Source organism: Coxiella endosymbiont of Ornithodoros amblus (assembly GCF_019425495.1).
In the GTDB taxonomy this organism is placed as follows: Bacteria; Pseudomonadota; Gammaproteobacteria; order Coxiellales; family Coxiellaceae; genus Coxiella.
The window spans coordinates 26,292-47,727 of sequence record NZ_VFIV01000001.1 but is presented as its reverse complement, the minus strand read 5'-3'; the positions used below and the strand labels follow the sequence as shown (position 1 = coordinate 47,727).

Here is a 21,436-nt window from a genome sequence, read left to right as displayed (position 1 = left end):
GAAAAATGCGTAAAAAAGCATTTATTACTGCTATTACAGTGCAGGATGGCTCTTATTTAGCAGAACTTTTTTTGAGAAAAGATTATGAAGTACATGGTATGATCAGACGATAATCTTCATTTAATACTCAGCGTCTTTCATATATTTATGAGGAAAGATACAAAGAAAATGCACATTTATTCTTGATATTATGGTGATATCACAGATGGTTTAGTGCTCAATAAGCTTATCAATGAAATAAAACAACATCAAATCATAATTTAGCGGCACAAAGTCATGTGCGTGTTTCCTTTGATACCTCTGTCTATACTTTGGAAACGATTGGACTAGGAACATTAAATACTCTAGAAGCAATTAAAAATGCTGATAATGCAAAAGAAATACGCTTCTATCAAGCTTCAAGTTCAGAAATTTATGGTGATATTAAATCAGTTCCGCAAACAGAGTCCACTCCATTTAATCCTTGTAGCCCTTATGCTTGCGCTAAAGTGTTTGCACATTACCAAACCATTAATTATCGCGAGAGCTACGGGCTTCATGCGTCAACAGGCATTCTTTTCAACTATGAAAGTCCTTGGTGTGGTGAAACGTTTGTTACCCGAAAAATTACCTCTGGGATAGCAAAAATCTAGCCGGACTTAAAAAAAATTTATTTGCGTAATCTAGACGCTAAACGTGATTGGGGATATGCTAAAGATTATGTCGAATGATATGGCTTATGTTGCAATAAGACACTCCTGATGATTATGTGGTTGCAACAGGTGAAACATGGTCTGTTAAGGATCTATTAGAATATTCATTTAGTTTAGTTAATCTTAATTGGCGTGATTATGTTGTAATAGATACAAAAATATTATAGACTTGCCGAAGTTGATTTTTTGTTAGGGGGACCTGAGAAAGAAAAAGAGAAGCTTGGTTGGCAGCCAGATACTTCTTTCCATAAGCTTATCAAAATTATGCTTGAACATGACCTCAAATCTTATGATGTTATCCTGCCGTTGTCAAATGAAAAACAAACAGTTGAAGTTTGTATAGGAAGCTTAAATAATCTGTACTACGGTGAGGAATCTACTATGGTTTCAGAAAGAGCGAGGAAGTTATTGAAGCGTGATATTAATACAGCAGATAGAAAACTTGTACTTGATCTTGCTGTTATAGTTCCAACATTAAATGAATCGGCTGTGATTGCAAGCGTTTTAGAATCTATACGCTATAATCCCCCAGTGTTCGTTACACTGTATTATGTCGCCGATGGGGGAAGCACTGATCGCACGGTTGAAATCGTAAAAAAATGTCTGAATCAGATCCAAATATCATTTTCCTTCATCAAATTAAAAACAGACCTGGTAATCAGAGAAACGCTGGGGTACGAATGGTACTAGAATGGCTAGTGAAAAATACGTCACATACGGTATTTACTGAATTGATTCAGATGATGAATGGTCTGATGGCTGTTTCTTTGTGAAAGTTCGATTTTATTATTGGATCAAAATATTTGTATGGTTTCAGAGTAGTCGGGAGGACGCTTTATCAAAGATCATAAGTTACTGTTACAGTTTTTTAGCAAGGATTTTTTTGCGACGATTAAGAGATTATAGAAACAGTTATCGTTTTTATTCCTATGAAACTGCCAAGTTAATTTTATCAAGAAAGTTTTCTTATTCTTCACCAATTTATTTACTTGAAACTTTGATCATCTGTATGTCAAATGGCCTTAAGATTATTGAGTTACCTTCAACTTATGTAGAAAGGAACATAGGTAACTCTAAAATTATATTTACTGATGTAATTAAGGGCTTTTTATTATGCTGTCTTTGTAGGCTTTAAATATAATTTTTCACGCTATAAAGCGTTTCAATCAAATCAAGGAAATATGACTAGTTATCATCAAATAATGCTCGATAGAATTAACCAAAGCTCCAATCTTATTCCAGTGTTGCATTTAGGTAACTAAGCACTAACAGGAGTTTTCCCTAGTGATGTGACAACAGCAATAACACAAGGGCCGCTGGAATTAGTATGCTGTGAAGATACTGGTGTATTTCAACTGAATCATTCCTATGATCCTGCAGAGATGTATGGGGATAATTATGGTTATCGTTCTAGATTAAATCAGGCAATCATCGATCATTTAGCTAATAAAGTTAATTACCTAGGAAAGAATAGTTACGCTTCAAGATAATGATGTAGTCGTTGATATTGGCAGCAATGGTGCGACTACTTTTAAAGGTATATTCCAATCAAAAAATCAGATGCATTGGTATTGATCCAGCAGGGAAAAAATTTAAGCATCATTATTTTTTTCCGAAGAGGCTTATCACTCTGCTGAAACTAACCCTGTTCGTATTATGACTTCAATTGTGATGTTTTACGATTTAGAATCGCCTATTTCATTTTCAAAACAAGTAGAGTCGATATTGGCTGATGATGGTATTTGGCATTTAGAGCAAAGTTATATGCCATACATGTTGCGACTTAATTTTTACGATACTATTTGTCATGAAAATTTAGAGTATTATTCTTTAAGCACTATCAAAAAGATTTTGGAGATGGCGAATTTTTTCCTAATCGATGTTGTCGCAAATGACATAAATGGTGGGAGCTTTGCTGTCACAGCTGCAAAATCAACTAATAAAACGATCAAATCAAATCAGCTAATAATAGATTGGATGTTAGAACAAGAAGACCGAATGGGTTTAAATGCTATACATCCCTTATGCTGTCTTTAAGGAGCGTGTTGTGCATAAAATCGAACTGAACGAACTAACCAGTTTAATTAGAGCACTAAATTTGGCTGGTAAAAAGGTATTAGGTTATGGTGTGTCAACAAAAGGAAATGTAGTGCTCCAGTTCTGTGGGTTTATTGAAAAAGATATTCCAGCTATTGCTGAAGTCAATCCAGACAAGTTTAATTGTGTTTTACATCGGGGACACATATCGCAATCGTATCTGAATTAGAGGCATGGGCCATGAATCCAGACTATTTTCTGCTATTGCCTTGGCATTTTAAAGAAGGCATACTTCGCAGAGAAAAGCATTATAATAAATAGCGCAAGGCGGTAGATTTATTCTTCCTTTTCCCAGAGGTGAGGATTATTTAGAAAATGAAATCAGCGCAACTTCAGAAAGGCCCTCCAAACCAATCGCCTGGCACGTCTCTTGGTTTAGCGTCTCTTTCTTTCTGTAAAGGTTCAACATTCACCGGCAACTTTAAAACCTCAGCAACAGCTCGAACGATATCATCACTGTAGGTGTACATCGGTGTGGCCAATGTGGGTGACGTTAGGACAGGATAATCAGGCGTAGCCAAACGTTTTGGTGGTGCAAGCAGGCTAGAGAAGCAATCAATGCTTGCTTTTGCAATTATTTCACTTGCAACAGAGCAAAATTCAAAACCAGTATCTAAGACTAATAATCTTCCTGTTTTTCTTATTGAAACATAAATCGTTTCCCAATCAAGAGGCTTAATGGTTCTTAAATCGATCAATTCGCAGTGGATGCCTTGAGCTTTTTTTAAGAATTTCAGGGTATGCAGTGCTTCTATCGTCATGTATGACATAGCAACTACGGTGATATCGGTACCTTCGATGACTTTTCTCGCTTGCCCTAATGGAATATAGCGATAACTGTCTTCGACTTCATTGACATGAATATTATGCAGCCATCGATGTTCAATAAAGATAACTGGGTTATCATCAAAAATGCTGGATAATAGCAAACCATAGGCATCTTCCGCTAACGAAGGCATCACTACTTTTAAACCGGGTATATGCGCAAAGCAGGCTTGTAAACTCTGGCAATGGGTAGGCCCCTGCCCCCAGCCTCTACCCACAATAGCGCGGATAGTTAAGGGGACGGGCATAGTACCGGCAAATAAACTATACCACTTAGCAGCTCCATTGATTATTTGATCCAGCGATAATAAAGCGAAATCTAATCGGCAATGCGATAAAACGGGACGGAATCCATTAATTGCCAACCCGATCCCCACCCCAGTCATGCCATTTTCAGCTGTTGGCATGTCGAAAACTCGGTTTTCGCCAAATTCTTCAAGCAATCGCGTGGTAGTGCCAAAAATACGCGCTGAATCGTTGATACCTAATCCATAGCAAAGTACCAATGGGTCAATCTGCATTGCTTTTCTCAAGGCAGCATTGATTCTATGAATAAATTTTTTCTGACTCAAGTTAGCAGCTCATCCTTTTGTTTATCCAACTGATGTCTTAGCCATTCATTCCGACTATCAGCATATCGATAACGAAATCGGTCTTCAGGAGGGGGGTATGGTGAACTTTCAGCAAAAGTGAACGCTTCATCAATTTCATTTTGGATTTCGTGCCGCCATTTATCGATTTCTTCCGGGGAAATGGTCCTGGCAGTTAATAGTTGAGATTGCAGTAGTGAGAGAGGATCTCGGGCCATCCAATGATCAAATTCAGTTTTCGATCTGTCGGTAAATGTTTCCTCTTCCGGGCCGCAATGCACTTTGAAACGATACGTTTGAAATTCTAAAAACCACACTCCGCCATTTTCCCGCAGATCTTTCATCACCTCACAAACGCTATGAAAGCTTGTCGGAATGTCATTTCCGTCGATATTTTGTGTCTTAGCACCTATTCCTTTTACCATTTCGTGGATGGTTCGATTAGCTGGCTGCCTTAAGTGCAGCGGCGTGTTAACAGAATACAAATTATTTTCGCAAACAAACAAGATCGGTAGACGTTTCAATACTGCAAAATTTAATGATTCATAAACCACACCTTCTTCAACGGCAGCATCCCCTAAGAAGATGGTAGTTATGAGATTGCTTTTTTTAAGTTTTTGTGAGAATGCTAGCCCGACACCGATAGGCACTGTATTAGCTACGATAGCGGTACTGGCGATGAAGCCGACGGAAAGGTCGCTTAAATTCATAGAACCGCCTCTCCCGGCAGTGGCACCCGTAACTTTTCCGTGCAATTCAGCAATGAGGGCTTTGAGATTCCCGCCTTTAGCTAAATAATGAGCATGAGCTCGATGGGTGCTGAGCGTTAAATCAGTATTGTGCAAATTTTCACAAACCATAATAGGAACAGCTTCCTGTCCAATCGAAAGATGGGTTGGACATCGCATTTTCCCGTTGGGATATTGAAGAGCGATTTCTTCCTCAATCATTCGTATCCGCAAGAGCTTGTACAGTAATTCTTTATATCGATTCCAATCTTCCATCCGTATCGAGGCCTCGCTGGTCAAATACTCATTTCCACTGTGGGGGAAGTTTAACTTAAAAATTAAGTTCGCCTCACTATAAATCTATTTAATTTTAAAATCAATAAAAGTGAAAGCTTTATCATTTTGTACGCGCTCAAGGTGGAGTTAATCCATACTAAAATATATTCTCAATATTTGACGAGGTAGCGTCGCTTGGTACATGTATTTAATGTCCTTTTTTATGGGTTATTTTTCATAAAAAATATTCTCGAAGCGCGTGAATTACTTGTACGGGCTTGATCATGCTTTGTTCAGCGAACAAGGTTAATTTCCGATGTAGTTTGATAGAAAAGATATTTTGGAGTAAGGTTCTTGTCAAGTTTCGAATTGTTTCGCGTTTTATTAAATTTAAGAATCTTTTTTTTCTTCGGACATTTCACTTGCTAATGGCGCTTGAAATGCAGCTTTGATGCTGTGGATGCTGTCCTTAAAATGTTCCAATTACGTTCCTTTGAAGTCTGTGTTAGTTGGTTGAGCGTTTACGACAACATCGGGTTCATCTAAAATAAATGACATTTTCGTAGCACGTGGGTCCCACTAAAATCTCATAACCCGATTGCCACTTTGGGTCTACAAAAATTCTTCAGAAGTCATGAAAAATTTTGGAAATAGGTGTTTAATAAAATAATTAGATTTTGGAAATGGATATGTATAGAGGTCTTTGTAATCTACTTGTGAAATCTTTTCTAAGTCCAGTAGCGGTCATCTGCAGAATTTGTTGTATATGATCAGTTGACTACTAATAATCATTGCAACATTGTCATGTGTTTTAAATGCTTCGACTTGCCTGAAAAGTAAGGTACTGCGAGGCCGATAATCGTCATTAGACAAATAAATGAAATATTTCACCCGCATTAATGCGGAAATGAAACGTCGGATATGTGCTCGGTCTCCTTGTATAGATCCTATGTTCACTTTGTTACGAATATTAACGAATACGCTTATCCTTAATAGGCATTGACAACAGCGAGGGTATCATCTGATGAACAATCATCAATGATAATTATCTCAAAACGCTTATTAGTAGTTCAGGATTTTCAATTGAGGTACTATACATAAGTTATCTTTAATTTCGATGAATCTTAAGGCGCGACATCAGGTCAAATGGCTCTTTTTGAGAAGTCAGTTATAATTATATGTCTTTAACATTTCTTTTAAGTCTGAAAAAAACCTATCGTCGTCTACGAAATCACCTTCTTTGAGAACAGACGGGGATTCGAATCTATTTTTAATAGAAATAAAATAACGGTTTAGCGGTGTATCATAAGTAGATGGATTTTTTGAAATCATGTCACAAATTTCGTAGAGAAACTCATTATAATTTAATTTTTTTTGTTTCGTAGAGATGTGTTCATCGATATGTTCATCACTCAGTTCTAAGCAGTGTATATCAGATTCATTATTGCAAGAAGCTATTTGTTGATCAAATGGAATGTTAATCGATAGCAACTGATTTAGAATAGAATTGTCAATTGGATAGTAATCTTTTTGGAATTTATAATTATAATGGTGACAATCTAACAATATAGGGTGATAGTGATAGGCTCTTAGAACAAAGCCATTTGGGGTTTCAAAAAGCAACTGAGCGCGGGAGCTAAAATTTGTATTATTTTCTGATACGATGATTTTTTTAGCCGCTGGATGAAGATTAGTGACTTGAAGCATTGTTAAAACTGAGGCAGGCACCGTTAGTTGAATTCTTTCCTTACCTTTAAAAAATTTTTCAAGCTGCTGAGCAATTTTTTGATAATCTGTTCTGGATGTGCTGATGATTGCTACTTTTTTTCCTTCAATTAAAAAAAATGTATTCGTTAAGAATCTGTCTGACAATACAAAATCTGGCATCATGAATGAAATATAAGATTTATTTTTTACAGCTATTTCGAGCGCTTGAGTTTGTAAAGCCCCTAGAAGGATGTATTTAATATTCGAAACGATACCTGTTATTTTTTTGGAATATAGAAAAGGAAAATATTTAAAATTGGATTTATAAGCTTTTATCAGAGATCGAGGTAATATAATAAATTCTATATTGGCGTAGTTTTTAACATACTTTATTATCGGTGAGAGCGAAAGATTGTTTTTTGTATCAATATCACAATGAACGAGTACAATTGTCTTATACTTTTTTGAAATGGAAGGCAAATTTCCTTCAGCGAGTAACGATGGAATCAAGTAGGTTTTAACTTTTTCAGCATATGCTTTCCCCCAGCAACAGAAATGAATAATGTAGGCGTTATTTATTTTTAAGGTAAGCAGATTTTTATCCGTTATTAATAAATAACGATACAGTTTAATAAAAAATTTAACTATAGACGGACGAAAAAATTTATATTTGCTTTTTAGAAAGGATATTCCTGACGCTAAAGAATTTTCTTTAACTATCTGAGGAACTTTATCTAAGGCATAAATACCGAGTAGATATTTGATCCCAGAATAAAAGAAAATTCTTATGTATTTTGCAGTCTTAATTAAGTATTTTTTTGATAATTTATGCATTTATTTGAGTTTGCGATAAAGTCACGCTATATATAATGTTTCTCAAGATAAAATTCCCTAAATTTTTTGATAGTATAGTTAATTTCCTCCTCCGTTAAATAAGGATGTGCGGGGAGAGTTATCACTGCTTCTCCATGTTTTTCTGCCATAGGAAAATCACCTTGTTGATAACCCAAGCTTTTAGCAGCGGGTTGGAGATGCATTGCAATCGGGTAGTGTACCTTTACTTCAATGCCGTTGTCTTTCAAGTATTGAAATAATTGATCGCGATATTTTACTCGCAGTACATAAATATGGAAAACATGGTAAACGCCTTCGCGACGTACCGGTACGTCTATGAATTCTGATAAATCAACAAATGATTGATCATATAAGTTCGCAATGCTTCGGCGTTTTTCGGTAATTGTTTCAAGCTGATTCATCAGCCGATTCGCAATAACTGCCTGAATCGTATCCATGCGGCAATTAATACCATATTCGACACAAACATCACGATTAATTAGGCCGTGATTTCGATAAAGTCTTAGCTTTTCTGCATATTCATCGGAGTGCGTGATAATCACTCCCGCATCGGACCAGACATTCAGGTTTTTAAGGGGGTGTAAACTAAAACAAGCAAATTGTCCCCAGCTTCCTACGAATTTATCATTAATTCGTCCCAAAATTGTTTGGCAGGCATCTTCAACGATATAAAGATTGTGCTTTTCAGCAATCTTTGCAAGGGCTGTCATATCGGCAATATTGCCTGTGTAATGAACTGGCATAATCGCTTTGGTTTTAGCCGTAATCGCTGCTTCAATTTTTTCAGGATCAATCACATAACCATTTTCACTGTCAACCAATACAGGCGCAGCGCCTGCCTGGACAATAGCGCCTACGGATGCAATAAAAGTGTTCGCACAAGTGATGACTTCATCACCCGCACCAATATTTAGCATCTTAAAAGACATCGCTAATGCGTCAGTGCCTGTGGCAACGCCGATGGCGTGTGGTACGTTGTGCAATGTAGCAAATCGTTTCTCAAATTTTTCTAATTCTGCGCCTAATGTAAAGTCAGCAGTTTTGATGAATTTACGAAGGTCATTGAGATAAGGTTCAATATCGGCAAACTGACGTTCTAAATAAGAATAGGGTACACGCATTACATACTCCTTCTTTTCATTATGTGTCACACTCGTGAAAGTGAGTGTGAGGAGTGATTTTCTTTCTTCTCTACGATGATGGGTGAAGAATAAAACGTTTTAATTTCGTTGATAATATAATTTTGTTGTTTGAGACTAAGTTCTGGATAAATGGGTAATGACAGGGTGTGTTGGGAGGTTTTCTCCATATTCGGGAAGTCTTTTGGGCTACATTGTAAAGTTTTTATCGCAATAGGCTGCCTATAGATAGGCACTTGATAGTGAATGTGAGTTTCAATCCCTTGGGTTTGTAAATATTCTTTTAACTCATTCCTTTTTTCTGCCTTTGTAATATAGGTATGAAAAACGGAATGATATTCGTCATTTGAGATAGGTGGTGTTACAATTTGCGGTATATCCTTTAATTGTTCTGAATAATGAGTAGCAATTTCAATCCGTCGTTTTGTCCATTTTTCGAAGTGCTTGAATTTTATATTCAAAATAGCTGCTTGGATAGTATCTAGACGAGAATTGCTGCTCCAATAATAGCAGGAACCGTCGTTAGAGAGTCCATTTTGTCGGAGAGCGTGAATACGATCGTTAAGCATTGGGTCATCAGTAATAATGATACCGCCGTCTCCGCAGGCGTTTAATGTTTTGTAAGGGTGTAAGCTAAAACAACCTATCTTAGCGAACGTTCCCACTAATTGGCCTTTATATTTTGCTGAAACCGCTTGCGCGCAATCCTCAATAATCTCTAAATTATATTTTTGCGCAAGCCGGCAAATACGTTCCATATTGCAAGGTCTGCCTGTCCAATGCACTACCAATATTGCTTTTGTTTTTTCAGTGATCTGTTTTTCAATTTGATTGACATCGATGTTATCATCAGTTCCGATGTCAACCATCACTGGTGTAGCGCCAACCAACGCAATACTGCTTACTGTGGTGATAAACGTATTGGCTGTGGTGATTACTTCGTCGCCTTCGCCAATTTTTAAAGCTCGTAATGAAAGAATAAGTGCATCAGTACCCGAATTAACGCCGATAGCGAATGATTTCTTATGATAATCAGCGAATTTTTTTTCAAATTCGACAACAGGGTTGCCTAAAATAAAATGAGCTGTTTGAAAGGTTTCTTCAAGTGAAGTAAATATTTCTGGGAGCAATCTAGTGTGTTGTTTATCAAGGGCTGAGAATGGTACGTTCATGTGCAGATCCTCCAAACAGCTCTCACATTATAGTATTAGTGGATTGTTTTTGTCGATTGTTTTTATTCTCTAATAACGCATACATTGAGTCGAATTCCCTAGAAATGATTTCCTCTTCATCATCCTTCCACACCCAGCGTTGAAACTGATTAGCAAAAGGAGGTGTTTGGTTGAGACGGAAACCGATTTTTAGCATGTTTTCTAAAGTGGCTGCGGACTGTTCTTTTACGATCATTTTAAAAGTGACATAACGGGTGTGTGCATTTAACCAACACAATGACATCGGGCCGTTGTTAACGCCTAGGTTTAAATACGCTAATTCATAGAGAGCGGCGCGTAGCCCCATGTTCCAACAAGCGGCTTCGAAGTACGTAAATTCTTGGAGTGGTTTGGGTGGACTGTGGGAGGCTTTTTCTGTGTCAGGGACAATAACGACAAAAAATTCTTTTTTATTGAGTTTCTTAGCGAATGCTGCCCAGGCGGTTATATTACTGTTTCGTTCTGGCGTGTAATCGTATTGTCGCAAAGTGATAACAATCACTTTGCGATGATTGGCGCGCTGTTCCAACCATTCGGAAACATAAGTCCGTGCTTTGGCAGTAGCGCGAAATGACATGAAATTCTTGTATTTCAGGCCATCCTTTGTTTGATGTGTGGTAGGAAAAGTGACGCTGTAATTGTTTGGATAGAGGTATCGCGCTTCTTTTTTTATCATTAAAGCTTCTTCTCGTGAAGCACAAAAATAAAGACTAGGTTGATTAGCCAGCAGCATTGGCGTTGGTAATAGAATGGAATAAATGCGCCACCAGCGGGCAACATCGTTGACGATCGTTTGGTATTCGGAGTCTTCTTTTCTTAAGCCTTGTGATAACCCGGGTACGATGATAATTTTTAGCTGTAATAGCCGATGTTCTTTACGCCTTGCTTCTGCAATTGCCAACGCCCAGCAAAAATTGTAAGTAATGGGCTCTACTTCGAGATCGTAAAAAAAGTATAGTGTATCAGCGTGGCTTTTTTTTGAGCGCCGATAATTAATAATATCCATGAATTTACACAGAAGTGGATAAATAGCGAACTTAAAGGGCTTTAGGTACTTCCCTGTTTTCGTCACAGGCTGTAAGATTTCACGCAGCACTCGCCGCATGAACCATCGCCAACCTTGTGCCTTGATTTTTTCCCTAATGGCGATCATCTTTTTACTTCGACTTATAAGTTTATACAAAAAAATGTAGATTACTATATCTTAGATTAAAGATGCAAGAATTCCTAAATATTGCAGTAAGCATCTATTTGGTTGATTTTATTGAAAATAATTGCGAAAATAAAATGAAAAACGAAACCTAGGGAATCATTTAGTGATAAATGATGGTCAAACTCTTTTAGAGTGTATCATAAAAATGATTTATGATGAGAAACTTAATAATGAGATGAGAAACTTAATAATGAATACACAGGGTTTTGAAAAGAACGTCAAGTCATTTTATGAGGATTCTCTGCGCATTTTTCCCAAATAAAAATATTACTTGAAGCAATCAATCAATATAAACAATAATTGCCTGAACTTATGTAGATGGTGGGTTAGCATTTTTTGCACTCTTTTTTCTATGTCAGAACTCCAAGGTTATTCAACAACAATAAGTACGATAAAAGCCTATTGCAGAATTTTATATTTGACTTTGCGCAGTTTGCTAAACAGCTATTATCCTTTGATATACTTTTTAGGCATATTGCGCGTACTATCGATATTTTGCATTTAATGCTATTAAACGTCTAAAAGGTATTTTTAGCGAGAATAATCAGGAGTTTGTTGCACGGTTCATTATTTTTGTTTCTGAATTTTTATTCGCTATAACGAATATCATTACTGATCATGCACGCATAAATAAAAAATCTGTTAGATTTTAGAAGAAAAAATTCTAAATACACTTTTATTATATGGGTAATTATGGGAAATCCTTTAGATGTTCTTTTTTCAATGCTTAATCAAATTGATATTCTTGAATATGATAGAGATCATCGATTTACAGCTTATTGCGCTTATTATGTTGAAAATTATATGCAAGAAGCCCTCAAGAATATAAATGATTTAAAATATAAGGATCTTTGTTACCGGACTGAGAAAAAATTAAGAGAGTTTTGTGATTTTATTGGGATTATTGTTTCAGACGAGTTTATTAAAAAATGGAAAGAAAAGTCGCATTTCAAACAACTAACTAATGCTCCTGTTTTGTTACTTCAGAAGTAGAAAACGTAATACGTGCAATATTAGCGTCGCAATTTTCGCGCGAAAAACCTGAACCATGAGAGAGGTTTTTTCGAAAAACGTTTCCATCTGTAAAGAGTGATTTTACGCTCATGCATTTCTTGCAATTTGGAAATTAGTGCTTTTGAGATGGTAGATTTTTCGGCTCCCTACAATCCGGTTAGGAACAGATTTATATCCTGCTTGTTTTAGGAGGAAAATATTTTCGCAATTCAGCAATAATTTCAGGATAGGAAAACCATTCTGGAATCTCGAGTCCCTCTCGCAGATGCCGACGAATTTCTGTCCCAGATATTTTTAAAATTGTTTCATTTTGTTGTATCTGGGTTACTGGAATGTATTTCTGCTTCGCTTGGCTATAACCATCTCGTGAAAAGGAACAATTTGAATACCTGCTTCCTTTTGGTATTTTTGTACCAATTCCTGTGCTGCATAGGCTCATAAAAAGGTTTTCCTCGATGGTCAATACCAGAGCTTACATGATCGCGCCCAATGATAAAGTGCGTACATCTGTAGTTTTTAGTTAATATATGCCAGAGCGCTTCACGCGGCCTTACCATACGCATTGCCAGTGGCAAAAAATTTAGAAATGTTATTCTGGAAGGCATAATAGGAGAGCATTATGTCGTAACAACACGCACGCGTGATATAATCCACATCACCAAGCTTAGTTATTCCAATTACAGGCTGAATCAACAAATTTGCATCGCATATTTCTGCAGCGTACCGTCTTAATTCAAAATGGGCACAATGCATGGGATTTCTTGTTTGAAAACCAACTAAATTTCTATGTAATCCTTTTAAGTTATCTTTCAGCTGTTGGGGAGAAAGTCGATTTGGAATGAAATCGTAATGTTTAGGGGCGTTAATTTTTGTCAATTTTCCATTCAAATAAAAAGAACCCTTATGACGTAAAAGCTGTTTCACTCCGGGATGTGTGCTTCATCAAGTGTACCAAATACACAGTGAGCTTTTTGTATTTATCCGGTTCCCATATTTCTTCAACTTCCAGAATTTCCAATAAACTACCTTGGTCATCACTTAAAGCAAGGGGTTCAACAATAATCAACTTTGTTGCAAATTCGCTTTTCACATCCAACGTGATTGGGATAGACTATAAACTCCCATCAACAATACGCAATAATAGTCCACTTCTGACAAGAAGTCGTTCAGTTGTCAAAAACCACCATTAAAAAAGCATTTCGAGATCGCAAAGTTGGCGCGAGCTCAAAATCAATGAACATATGGTGGGAAATTGTCCTTATAATCCTTTACTATTATCAGGTAGCCTACAAATGGATATCCCCTACTGCCAAAAGCCAAGAATTTGGGATAAAAAATGCAATTTATTGCAAGATAATGATTTTCCGGTTTCAATGAGAATTTTCCTCCCGCTTGTTCTAAAACGCATTGCGTTGAAGCCGTATCCCACCCTTTAGTAGGACCTAATCCAGGATAGATGTGTACTTCCCCTTCTGCTAGCAGCATATCTTTAAGCTACTGCCCATGCTGATACACTCGCAAGGACCAATTTTATCAATAAATTTTTGTATGCCATCAAGTCCGGTGGCGATTTATTATGACTTTGATAGGTTGATTCAAGTCCTTTTCTCTCCGGGGCCAATTATAATTGTCGGGCTGGTTGTTCTCCAACTTGCTTGAAGGCGCCAGCTGCTTCACTTGTATAATAACAAGTGTCAGTTATAGGAAGAAACGCTACCCCGAGTAACTACTTTCGCATTTTTTCTTAAGGCTATTTTAACAGCAGATTCGCCATTAGGTTTAATAAAATCTTTGATTCCGTCAAAGGATCAACCAACTAAAAATAAGAGTTTAGAAGGGTGTTAGAATAAATTTCAAAATCTAACTCTTCGGAAATGATGGGAATCTTCGAGGTTAAATTAGGGAGTTGCTCTGAAATAAAATCATGCGTCAATCAATCAGCGTTTCTTAACGGGGAAGCATCGTTTTTCTTTGTCACTAAGAAGAGGGCTCACTATAGATACTAAGAATCTTTTTTGCAGAAAACTTGATTATTTCAATCACAGATGTCAACATCTTTTGACTATGAATGAAGGTTTCCATCTTTAATCATTCTCCAGTTGTTTCAATACGATTATTAGCAATTTCGATTCGTAAATAAATAGCAATAGAAATTAGCCGGAAAAGGTGCTTGTTGCACGATGAATAAAGAGTTGATACCTTTAGGTCTGTTAAAAAATGGATAACCGTTATGGAAGGTAAGAAAATACTCATTACAGGTGCTGGCTCCGGCTTGGGAAAAGCATTAAGTTTGTGGTTGTCTAAATTGAGAGCAGACTTGTACTTGTTATCTCAATCAAAACAAGAACTTGAGGATTTACAAGCGGAGCTCAAGTCCACTACTAAAATCTGCGCAATAGATTTTTCTGATGAAACAGCCTTAGACAAAGTACTACTTCAATTACTAGAAATAGACTTTATACCGAATGTTATTATTCATTGTGCTGGCGGGGGATTCAAAATGCATGATCCGCTTTTAGCTAGACAAGAGTTTTGTAAATTAGTTGATATTAATTTGTTCTCAGGCGTTCAAATAAACAACAAACTGATACCTAAAATGGTGGACCGTCAGAGCGGTGTGATTATTCATGTGGGCTCAACGGCTGATTCTGCGGCACACGGATCAGTAGCATATAACACGGCTAAAGCAGCTTTGGCTGCTTATGTCAGAAGTTTAGGGAAAGCACTAGCTGCTAGTGGGGTTGTGATGACAGGGATCTCTCCTGGCAGTTTTATAGCAAAGGATAATAATATGTTCCGATTTAAAAATGATAAGCCTGTTGAATTTGAGAACTACGTTGCAGCGCTGCCATCAAAACGAATGACCGATGTCGCAGAATTTTTTTCCATTGTAGAAGTCTTATGTAATCAAAAAACTCCATTGTTGAGCGGCTGCATGCTACCCCTCGATGCAGGCGAGGGCATGGGTTATACACCCGCTTAGGATAGAAAATGAATGACGTTACTGATCAGTTAGTACAAAATTTAGCTGAACCGATAATAATTATCGATAAGAAACGCTTATCTATTTTTATTGGTGCGCAGGATTATTTCAAAGGTTTTAAAAAATGGAATCTCTGGCTTTATATGGCCTATGCGGAAATACGCAGGCGCTACAAACGAACCCTTATAGGGCCCTTTTGGGCGACTTTGAGCATTGCGATTTTTATAGGAAGCATGGGTTTCTTGTTGTCTACTTTGTGGCACCGTGAAATCAGCAGTTATTTGCCTTTTTTCGCTTCTGGTTATGTAGTATGGATTTTTTTTTCAACAACGCTCTCTGAATCGTGTACGACATTTATTGCCAGTGAGAGTTGCATGAAGCAAATTGCTTTACCTTATAGCTTTTATGCTTTTTTGGTTGTATCACGTAACGTAATGGTTTTTTTTCATCACTTTGTTGTTTTCCTTACGGTTGCATTAATTTTCCATCTTCATATTACTCATAATACTTGGTTGGTTATTCCAGGCTTCGCTTTATTGATTTTAAACTGTAGTTGTATTGCAATTGCACTTGGATTAGTTTGTGCACGGATGCGCGATATTCAACAAATCGTGACGAGTATTTTGCAGATTGCAATGTTTATTACGCCAATATTTTGGTCAGAATCTCAATTAGGTCATGGTAAAATCGCTTTATTAATTGTTAATCTTAATCCAATTTATCATTTCATTAGTGTGGTTCGCTATCCTTTAATGGGTGAGCCTACAAGTCTCGTTAGCTGGATAGCAAATATTTTAATTCTTGTGGTTGGTTGGACATTTACGATGATTTATTTAGGGCGAAATTATAATAAATTGATTTATTGGTTATAGGAAAAATCGATGCAAAATTATATTGAGTTGCAAAACGTATCTATTGAAATTCCTGTTTTTGACGCTAACCGGAGTTTCCGTCGATCTTTAGCAAATCGTTTAGGTGGAGAAATTAATCGTAATGAGAAAAAGAAAGTTTATATAACTGCTTTACATGATATTTCATTTTCTTTAAAGAAAGGTGACCGTCTTGGTTTAGTTGGCCATAACGGCGCTGGTAAAACAACCTTGTTGAGATTGTTGGCGCATATTTATCGACCGACTAAAGGTCAATATATTTGTCGAGGGCGGATAACTTCATTATTCAGTATTAATTTAGGTATAGATATGGATGACACAGGTCTTGAAAATATTCACACCATTGGCATGTTCTTGGGAATGACAAAGCAGGAGCTTAAAAAAAAGCAAGATGAAATTATTGAGTTTAGTGAATTGGATGATTTTATTCATTTGCCTTTACGGACTTACTCTTCAGGTATGTTAGCTCGACTGAGTTTTGCTCTAGCAACAGCACTTGAGCCTGATATTTTATTAGTGGATGAAGGTATTGGTGCAGGTGATGCAAATTTTTCGATAAAAGCTAAAAATCGTCTAAACGATTTTTATAAGAACATTAACACTCTTGTTTTGGCATCTCATTCCAATCAACTAATTAAAAAATTGTGTAATAAAGCGATATTATTGGAGCATGCTAGTGTCAAAGCCTTCGGCGATGTTGATGAAATTATTTCCGTTTATCAAGGCAAGTTGTCCTTAAAAAAATGAATTCTCTTTCTTTGTCTCATAGGATTCTTAGTAGGCCTAAAGTACCCAACAATAAAAACGAGTAATTCGCTGTCACGAATGTTAAATTATTCAGTTTATTTGGCGTTTCCTTTACGAATGAATCCCGTACTTTTTTCTAGGGGCGGCGGTACATCATCCTTTAACAGAATTTTTATGAATCCGGTCTGCTTGATAAGCCATAACGACGCTTGTCTCCAAAGTGTCGATTTGTGTGCTGTCTATTTGAATATAACGGAAGTGAAACAATTAATTGAAGTATTATTGAGATTCTAATTCGATACGAATTTTTTTACGCTACAAACTGGTATCGACGCTTAGAAAAATGAAAATTTGTATTTCTTAAGAATGGGGATGGGTCGAATGAAAAGGCGTCACCCATGTGGGATACCTTTAAAAAAAGTCAGATGATCATTTATCAAAAACATCGGAATAAGAAAAAATTGGACGCATTGAAATAGATAACAATTTCATTGAGAATGCGATTCCTCCTTTCGCTTAGAATGAAAAAATTAGCTCTTTGCGAGCAGTCCTGCTAGTGTTAACCTCTAGCGGTGCGAATAACAAAGACTTTGCTGTTCCAGGAGTTGTAGTTGGCTTAAAAATGTGGTTTCTCCTTCTTTGGGCAGCCAAATCGAGGTTGTCAATAAAATTTTTCATGCGTAGGCCCTGTAATATCCTGTAAAATCATGCTTGACCTCAAAGCACAGTTACGTAATTATTAAGCCTTAATTAGGGCCGTTAGCTCAGTCGGTAGAGCAGCTGACTCTTAATCAGCAGGTCCAGAGTTCGAGTCTCTGACGGCCCATCATCAAATTAATAACTTACAATAATACTATGGTTATTTACAGCGAGTCAGAGAAATCGGTGAATGGGGACCCTGGATTCGATTTTTTTAAAAGGCGTGATTGAGACTGAAAAAAATATTATCCAGCTTTTTGTAGAAGATCGGCAGAAAATAGAAAACTTAGGCCGACCAGCTGCATATCCACTCTTAGTTCATCATTATTTAAAAAATATTCGTCACCAATATTAGAAAAATCGTAGAGCATTGCAACATTACTATTCCTACAGCGACGAAATTGATTAAGCATTTAGAAGTACTTAGTATTGCCAAAGAAATTATGGACAAAGAACGCCATAAAATTTGTACCTACCAAGGTTATTTAGACATTCTAAATGAGGGAATTGGCGATTTTTAATGTGGATATATCATTATAAATGCTGATCCATTTCACGAATGTGGTTTTATTATCTTTTTCGGTAACGTAAATAATGAGGCTCCCAGGTTTGTTGATCGAGCAGTATTTCTACTTGATCGAGAGGAAGTTTAGCGAGGCCTTCTTCAATAGCGGTTTTTGCAACAGCAATGGCTACTTGGCGGGAGGCTTCTTGGGCTTGAGTGATGCTGGGCAATAAGCGGTGTGTGGATTCGTTTTCGTATCGACTGAGGGCTTGACTAGCGCTCGACAGCATATTGTCACTAACGCGATTGGCTTTAACTGCGATAGCGCCAAGACCGATGCCGGGAAAAGCTAAATAGTTATTGCATTGATTCACGGGAAATATTTGATTGTTGAAAATAATATCCTCAAAAGGGCTACCAGTGGCAATTAAAGCTTTACCATGGCTCCATCGATGCAAGTCAGCCGGTTCGGCCTCGCTGTGATCGGTAGGGTTGGATAAAGGAAAAATAATAGGTTTTTCAACGTGTTTTGCCATCGCTTTTACAATGGTTTGATGAAAGGCATGGCTTTGAGCGGAAGCACCAATTAAAATAGTGGGTCTTATATTTTCGATGATTTCAAGCAAGGAAATTTGTTGTAGATTTTTGATTTTCCAAGAAGCTATTTCTCCTTTTTTACGAAGGTACGGTTGCTGAGCAGGAGTTACTTCTTCGCTATACTCCGTTAATAAGCCATTTCGATCGATTAACCAAAATGGATTTCTGGCTTCTTTTTCTGATAAACCGTTTTGAGATAAGGCGCGAAATAGCGTATCGGTTATTCCCATTCCTGCTGTGCCAGCACCAAAAACGGCGATACGCTGTTCTGGCAAGGTTGAGCGGGTGATTTTTAATGCGGCCAAGATAGCTGCGAGAGCCACGCAGCCGGTGCCCTGAATATCATCGTTAAAACTGCAAGTGATTCCACGGTACTTAATTAAATTATGATAAGCGTTCGTGCGTCCGAAGTCTTCCCAATGTAAAAAAACCTGGGGAAACGTAGTTTGGATGGCTTCAATGAATTTTTCGATAAATTCCGCATATTCATTGCCGGATAAACGCGGATGACGCCAGCCTAAGTAAAGAGGGTCGTTTAATAATTCTTCATTATTAGTGCCTGCATCTAGCAAGATCGGCAAAGTCCGAATGGGGTTAATGCCACCGATGGCGGTATAAACCATGAGTTTCGCCACAGGAATCGCCATCGCGCCGACCCCTTGATCACCAATGCCTAGTACGCCTTCACCATCGCTGACGACGATAAGGTCGATGATGGGGTGAGAACGGTTATTAAGAATTTTTTTAATTTGGTTTCGGTCTTCGTAAGAAATATAAAGACCGCGGGGATGCATGAATCTTTTATTGAAAGCGCGCACAGCGTTGCCGACAATAGGTGTGTAAATGGTGGGAAGCATTTCTTGGAGGTGATCTTTCATTAACCGATGAAACAAAACCTGATTGGTATCTAAGAGATGATTGAGATAGAAATTACGATTAAACTGCATATCAAATGATTTATATTGTAAGTAGGCGCGAGCCACTTGATCGTCTAGCGTTTCGACTCTGTTCGGTAGTTTCCCTCTTAATCCAAAAGTGTCACGTTCTTCTTCGGTGAACGCCGTTCCTTTATTTAACTGAGGGATAGTTAATAAGGCCTTACCAGTGATGCTGGTTTCAAGATACGGTTTGTTGTTTCTGTCGATTTTGAAGGTAATGTCTAGCATATTAAGTCTTTTCTTTATCTTCGTTATTAATCCCATTTAAAGTTACTAATTTTTTTTGCTAATTCTGCGGCGAAACCAGTGTAATTGCCAGGGGTCAGAGATTTTAAATGATTTTTAACTTCGGTGGGAAGCGATAATTGTTCGATAAACTTGGTTAGCCAATTTTTATCAATTTTTTTATCCCGAGTCAGGTCTTTCAGTTGTTCATAAGCTCCGGGGATGCCATATCGACGCATTACTGTTTGTAAAGCTTCTGCCAGCACTTCCCAATGTGCTTCGAGATCGTCCCGAATGCGCTGTTCGTTCGCACTTATTTTATCTAACCCTTTGAGAAGTGACTCATAAGCGATAAGCGCATAACCGAATATACAACCTAAGTTTCGCATTACGGTGGAATCGGTTAAATCGCGTTGCCATCGAGAAATGGGTAGTTTGTTGATGAGGTGGTTCGCTAAGGCGTTAGCAAGACCTAAATTCCCTTCCGCATTTTCGAAATCGATCGGGTTTACTTTGTGCGGCATGGTAGAAGAACCCACTTCATTTTTTTTCGCTTTTTGAAAAAAATAACCCAGACTAATATAACTCCAAATATCCTGACAGCAATCGATAAGGATCGTATTTAAACGGACCAGCGATTGTAAGAATTCACTAAGTCGATCATGAGGTTCGATTTGCGTTGTGTATTCGTTGGCTTCTAGGCCGAGTGATTGAATAAAACGTTTGCTGAACGTCGGCCAATCAAAAGTTGGATACGCTGCTTGGTGCGCGTTAAAATTACCGACAGCACCGTTCATTTTGCCTAATAATTTAAGGTGGGTGAGACTATGATATAGAGCATGAATACGCGCAATAATATTTGCTAATTCTTTCCCTAAGGTGGTCGGCGTTGCCGGTTGACCGTGAGTGCGACTTAATAAAGGAAGTTCAGCATATTTTTCCGCTAACGTTTGTAATCGCATTCCAATATTTTTTACGATGGGAATAAGCGCGATTTCACATGCTTTGTTAATCATCAGTGAATAGGAAAGATTATTAATGTCTTCAGAAGTGCATCCGAAATGAATAAAACCGATGAGAGGCGCGAGGTTTTTTTCTTTTTCCAATTTTTTTTGTAAATAATATTCGACGGCTTTAACATCGTGGTTGGTGGTTGCTTCAATTGTTTTGACTGCCTCGGCGGCTTGTAAATCAAAGTGATTAATAATCTCTTCTAGCTTTTTAATATCCGAGTCATTTAAAGAAAGAATTTCAGTTAGCGCTTTTTCTTGTGATAAAAAAAGCAGCCATTTGATCTCGACTATCACCCGATAGCGAATTAGGCCATATTCGCTGAGAATGGGCCGCAATGCCTCTACCTTGTTTTGATAGCGACCGTCGAGTGGCGATAATGCAGTTAGTGGCGATAGTTTCATAGTGAAAAATAATACACGAGACGTTTGGAGAAATCATCCAATTGAAGTTGTTTGGGTTTTTAGATAGTATTCTCCCTCTTTATAGGCTAC

General features: G+C 37.4%; 11 protein-coding genes, 1 tRNA gene and 9 pseudogenes. 10 read left to right on the top strand and 11 right to left on the bottom strand.

The features are described from left to right. Positions 1–5 precede the first annotated feature (5 nt). The 4 pseudogenes from FIV31_RS00215 (at position 6) to FIV31_RS00205 (ending at position 3,101) form a co-directional block, all read left to right on the top strand. Positions 6–632: pseudogene (locus tag FIV31_RS00215) on the top strand (GDP-mannose 4,6-dehydratase). A gap of 210 nt (positions 633–842) precedes the next feature. After that, positions 843–947: pseudogene (locus FIV31_RS08160) on the top strand (GDP-mannose 4,6-dehydratase); the annotation flags it as partial. A 126-nt stretch (positions 948–1,073) separates the two neighbouring features. Next, positions 1,074–1,870 (top strand): annotated as a pseudogene (locus tag FIV31_RS00210) (glycosyltransferase); the annotation flags it as partial. 3 nt (positions 1,871–1,873) lie between these two features. Then, positions 1,874–3,101, top strand: a pseudogene (locus tag FIV31_RS00205) (class I SAM-dependent methyltransferase). Between the two features lie 20 nt (positions 3,102–3,121). On the opposite strand, the gene FIV31_RS00200 reads toward FIV31_RS00205, so the two are convergent. From FIV31_RS00200 to FIV31_RS00170, 7 genes and pseudogenes are all read right to left on the bottom strand, one after another. Next, on the bottom strand, positions 3,122–4,186 hold the full coding sequence (locus FIV31_RS00200; protein ID WP_280123404.1) for an alpha-ketoacid dehydrogenase subunit beta: 1,065 nt from the start codon (positions 4,184–4,186) through the stop codon (positions 3,122–3,124). Further along, positions 4,183–5,232 (bottom strand): thiamine pyrophosphate-dependent dehydrogenase E1 component subunit alpha, encoded by a 1,050-nt coding sequence (locus FIV31_RS00195; protein ID WP_280123403.1) that lies wholly within the window; start codon positions 5,230–5,232, stop codon positions 4,183–4,185. Before FIV31_RS00195 ends, FIV31_RS00200 begins: the two co-directional genes overlap by 4 nt. Positions 5,233–5,355: 123 nt before the next feature. Next, a pseudogene (locus FIV31_RS00190) lies at positions 5,356–6,263 on the bottom strand (glycosyltransferase); the annotation flags it as partial. A gap of 109 nt (positions 6,264–6,372) precedes the next feature. After that, positions 6,373–7,749, bottom strand: coding sequence for a hypothetical protein (locus FIV31_RS00185; protein WP_280123402.1), 1,377 nt, complete (start codon positions 7,747–7,749; stop codon positions 6,373–6,375). Continuing rightward, a pseudogene (locus FIV31_RS00180) lies at positions 7,742–8,891 on the bottom strand (DegT/DnrJ/EryC1/StrS family aminotransferase). The gene FIV31_RS00185 and the pseudogene FIV31_RS00180 overlap by 8 nt, the downstream one beginning before the upstream one ends. A gap of 26 nt (positions 8,892–8,917) precedes the next feature. Then, positions 8,918–10,081, bottom strand: coding sequence for a DegT/DnrJ/EryC1/StrS family aminotransferase (locus FIV31_RS00175; protein ID WP_280123401.1), 1,164 nt, complete (start codon positions 10,079–10,081; stop codon positions 8,918–8,920). 22 nt (positions 10,082–10,103) lie between these two features. Beyond that, positions 10,104–11,273, bottom strand: coding sequence for a hypothetical protein (locus FIV31_RS00170; protein ID WP_280123400.1), 1,170 nt, complete (start codon positions 11,271–11,273; stop codon positions 10,104–10,106). Positions 11,274–12,026: 753 nt separating this feature from the next. On the opposite strand from FIV31_RS00170, the gene FIV31_RS00165 reads away from it, so the two are divergent. Then, the gene (locus FIV31_RS00165) at positions 12,027–12,326 is read left to right on the top strand and encodes a hypothetical protein (RefSeq protein ID WP_280123399.1); all 300 of its coding nucleotides are present in this window, start codon (positions 12,027–12,029) and stop codon (positions 12,324–12,326) included. Here FIV31_RS00165 and FIV31_RS00160 read toward each other — a convergent pair. Next, a pseudogene (locus FIV31_RS00160) lies at positions 12,307–13,596 on the bottom strand (adenylyl-sulfate kinase); the annotation flags it as partial. The gene FIV31_RS00165 and the pseudogene FIV31_RS00160 sit on opposite strands and share 20 nt — an antisense overlap. Continuing rightward, positions 13,578–14,429: pseudogene (locus FIV31_RS00155) on the bottom strand (3'(2'),5'-bisphosphate nucleotidase CysQ family protein). The pseudogenes FIV31_RS00160 and FIV31_RS00155, both read right to left, overlap by 19 nt. Before the next feature lie 148 nt (positions 14,430–14,577). Between FIV31_RS00155 and FIV31_RS00150 the strand changes: the two are divergent. The 5 genes and pseudogenes from FIV31_RS00150 to FIV31_RS00130 all read left to right on the top strand — a co-directional run bounded on the left by FIV31_RS00150 (position 14,578) and on the right by FIV31_RS00130 (position 18,021). Further along, positions 14,578–15,330, top strand: coding sequence for an SDR family NAD(P)-dependent oxidoreductase (locus tag FIV31_RS00150; protein ID WP_280123398.1), 753 nt, complete (start codon positions 14,578–14,580; stop codon positions 15,328–15,330). Positions 15,331–15,338: 8 nt separating this feature from the next. Beyond that, a complete protein-coding gene (locus tag FIV31_RS00145; protein ID WP_280123397.1) occupies positions 15,339–16,202 on the top strand; it encodes an ABC transporter permease in 864 nt (287 codons plus the stop codon). Positions 16,203–16,211: 9 nt separating this feature from the next. Continuing rightward, positions 16,212–17,032, top strand: a pseudogene (locus FIV31_RS00140) (ABC transporter ATP-binding protein). 688 nt (positions 17,033–17,720) lie between these two features. Next, positions 17,721–17,793 (top strand) — tRNA-Lys (locus FIV31_RS00135). 63 nt (positions 17,794–17,856) lie between these two features. Then, on the top strand, positions 17,857–18,021 hold the full coding sequence (locus FIV31_RS00130) for a hypothetical protein (protein ID WP_280123395.1): 165 nt from the start codon (positions 17,857–17,859) through the stop codon (positions 18,019–18,021). A 215-nt stretch (positions 18,022–18,236) separates the two neighbouring features. Here the strand turns inward: FIV31_RS00130 and FIV31_RS00125 are convergent, their stop codons facing one another. Together FIV31_RS00125 and purB are read right to left on the bottom strand one after the other, a co-directional pair. Continuing rightward, positions 18,237–19,934, bottom strand: coding sequence for an NAD-dependent malic enzyme (locus FIV31_RS00125; protein ID WP_280123394.1), 1,698 nt, complete (start codon positions 19,932–19,934; stop codon positions 18,237–18,239). 26 nt (positions 19,935–19,960) lie between these two features. Next, a complete protein-coding gene (purB, locus tag FIV31_RS00120) occupies positions 19,961–21,346 on the bottom strand; it encodes an adenylosuccinate lyase (RefSeq protein WP_280123393.1) in 1,386 nt (461 codons plus the stop codon). Between the last annotated feature and the right edge of the window lie 90 nt (positions 21,347–21,436).

Coding starts and splice junctions, on each gene's coding strand:
- FIV31_RS00185 (WP_280123402.1), bottom strand. CDS start 7,749: ATGCATAAATTATCAAAAAAATACTTAATTAAGACTGCAAAATACATA.
- FIV31_RS00175 (WP_280123401.1), bottom strand. CDS start 10,081: ATGAACGTACCATTCTCAGCCCTTGATAAACAACACACTAGATTGCTC.
- FIV31_RS00170 (WP_280123400.1), bottom strand. CDS start 11,273: ATGATCGCCATTAGGGAAAAAATCAAGGCACAAGGTTGGCGATGGTTC.
- FIV31_RS00165 (WP_280123399.1), top strand. CDS start 12,027: ATGGGAAATCCTTTAGATGTTCTTTTTTCAATGCTTAATCAAATTGAT.
- FIV31_RS00150 (WP_280123398.1), top strand. CDS start 14,578: ATGGAAGGTAAGAAAATACTCATTACAGGTGCTGGCTCCGGCTTGGGA.
- FIV31_RS00145 (WP_280123397.1), top strand. CDS start 15,339: ATGAATGACGTTACTGATCAGTTAGTACAAAATTTAGCTGAACCGATA.
- FIV31_RS00130 (WP_280123395.1), top strand. CDS start 17,857: ATGGGGACCCTGGATTCGATTTTTTTAAAAGGCGTGATTGAGACTGAA.
- FIV31_RS00125 (WP_280123394.1), bottom strand. CDS start 19,934: ATGCTAGACATTACCTTCAAAATCGACAGAAACAACAAACCGTATCTT.
- purB (WP_280123393.1), bottom strand. CDS start 21,346: ATGAAACTATCGCCACTAACTGCATTATCGCCACTCGACGGTCGCTAT.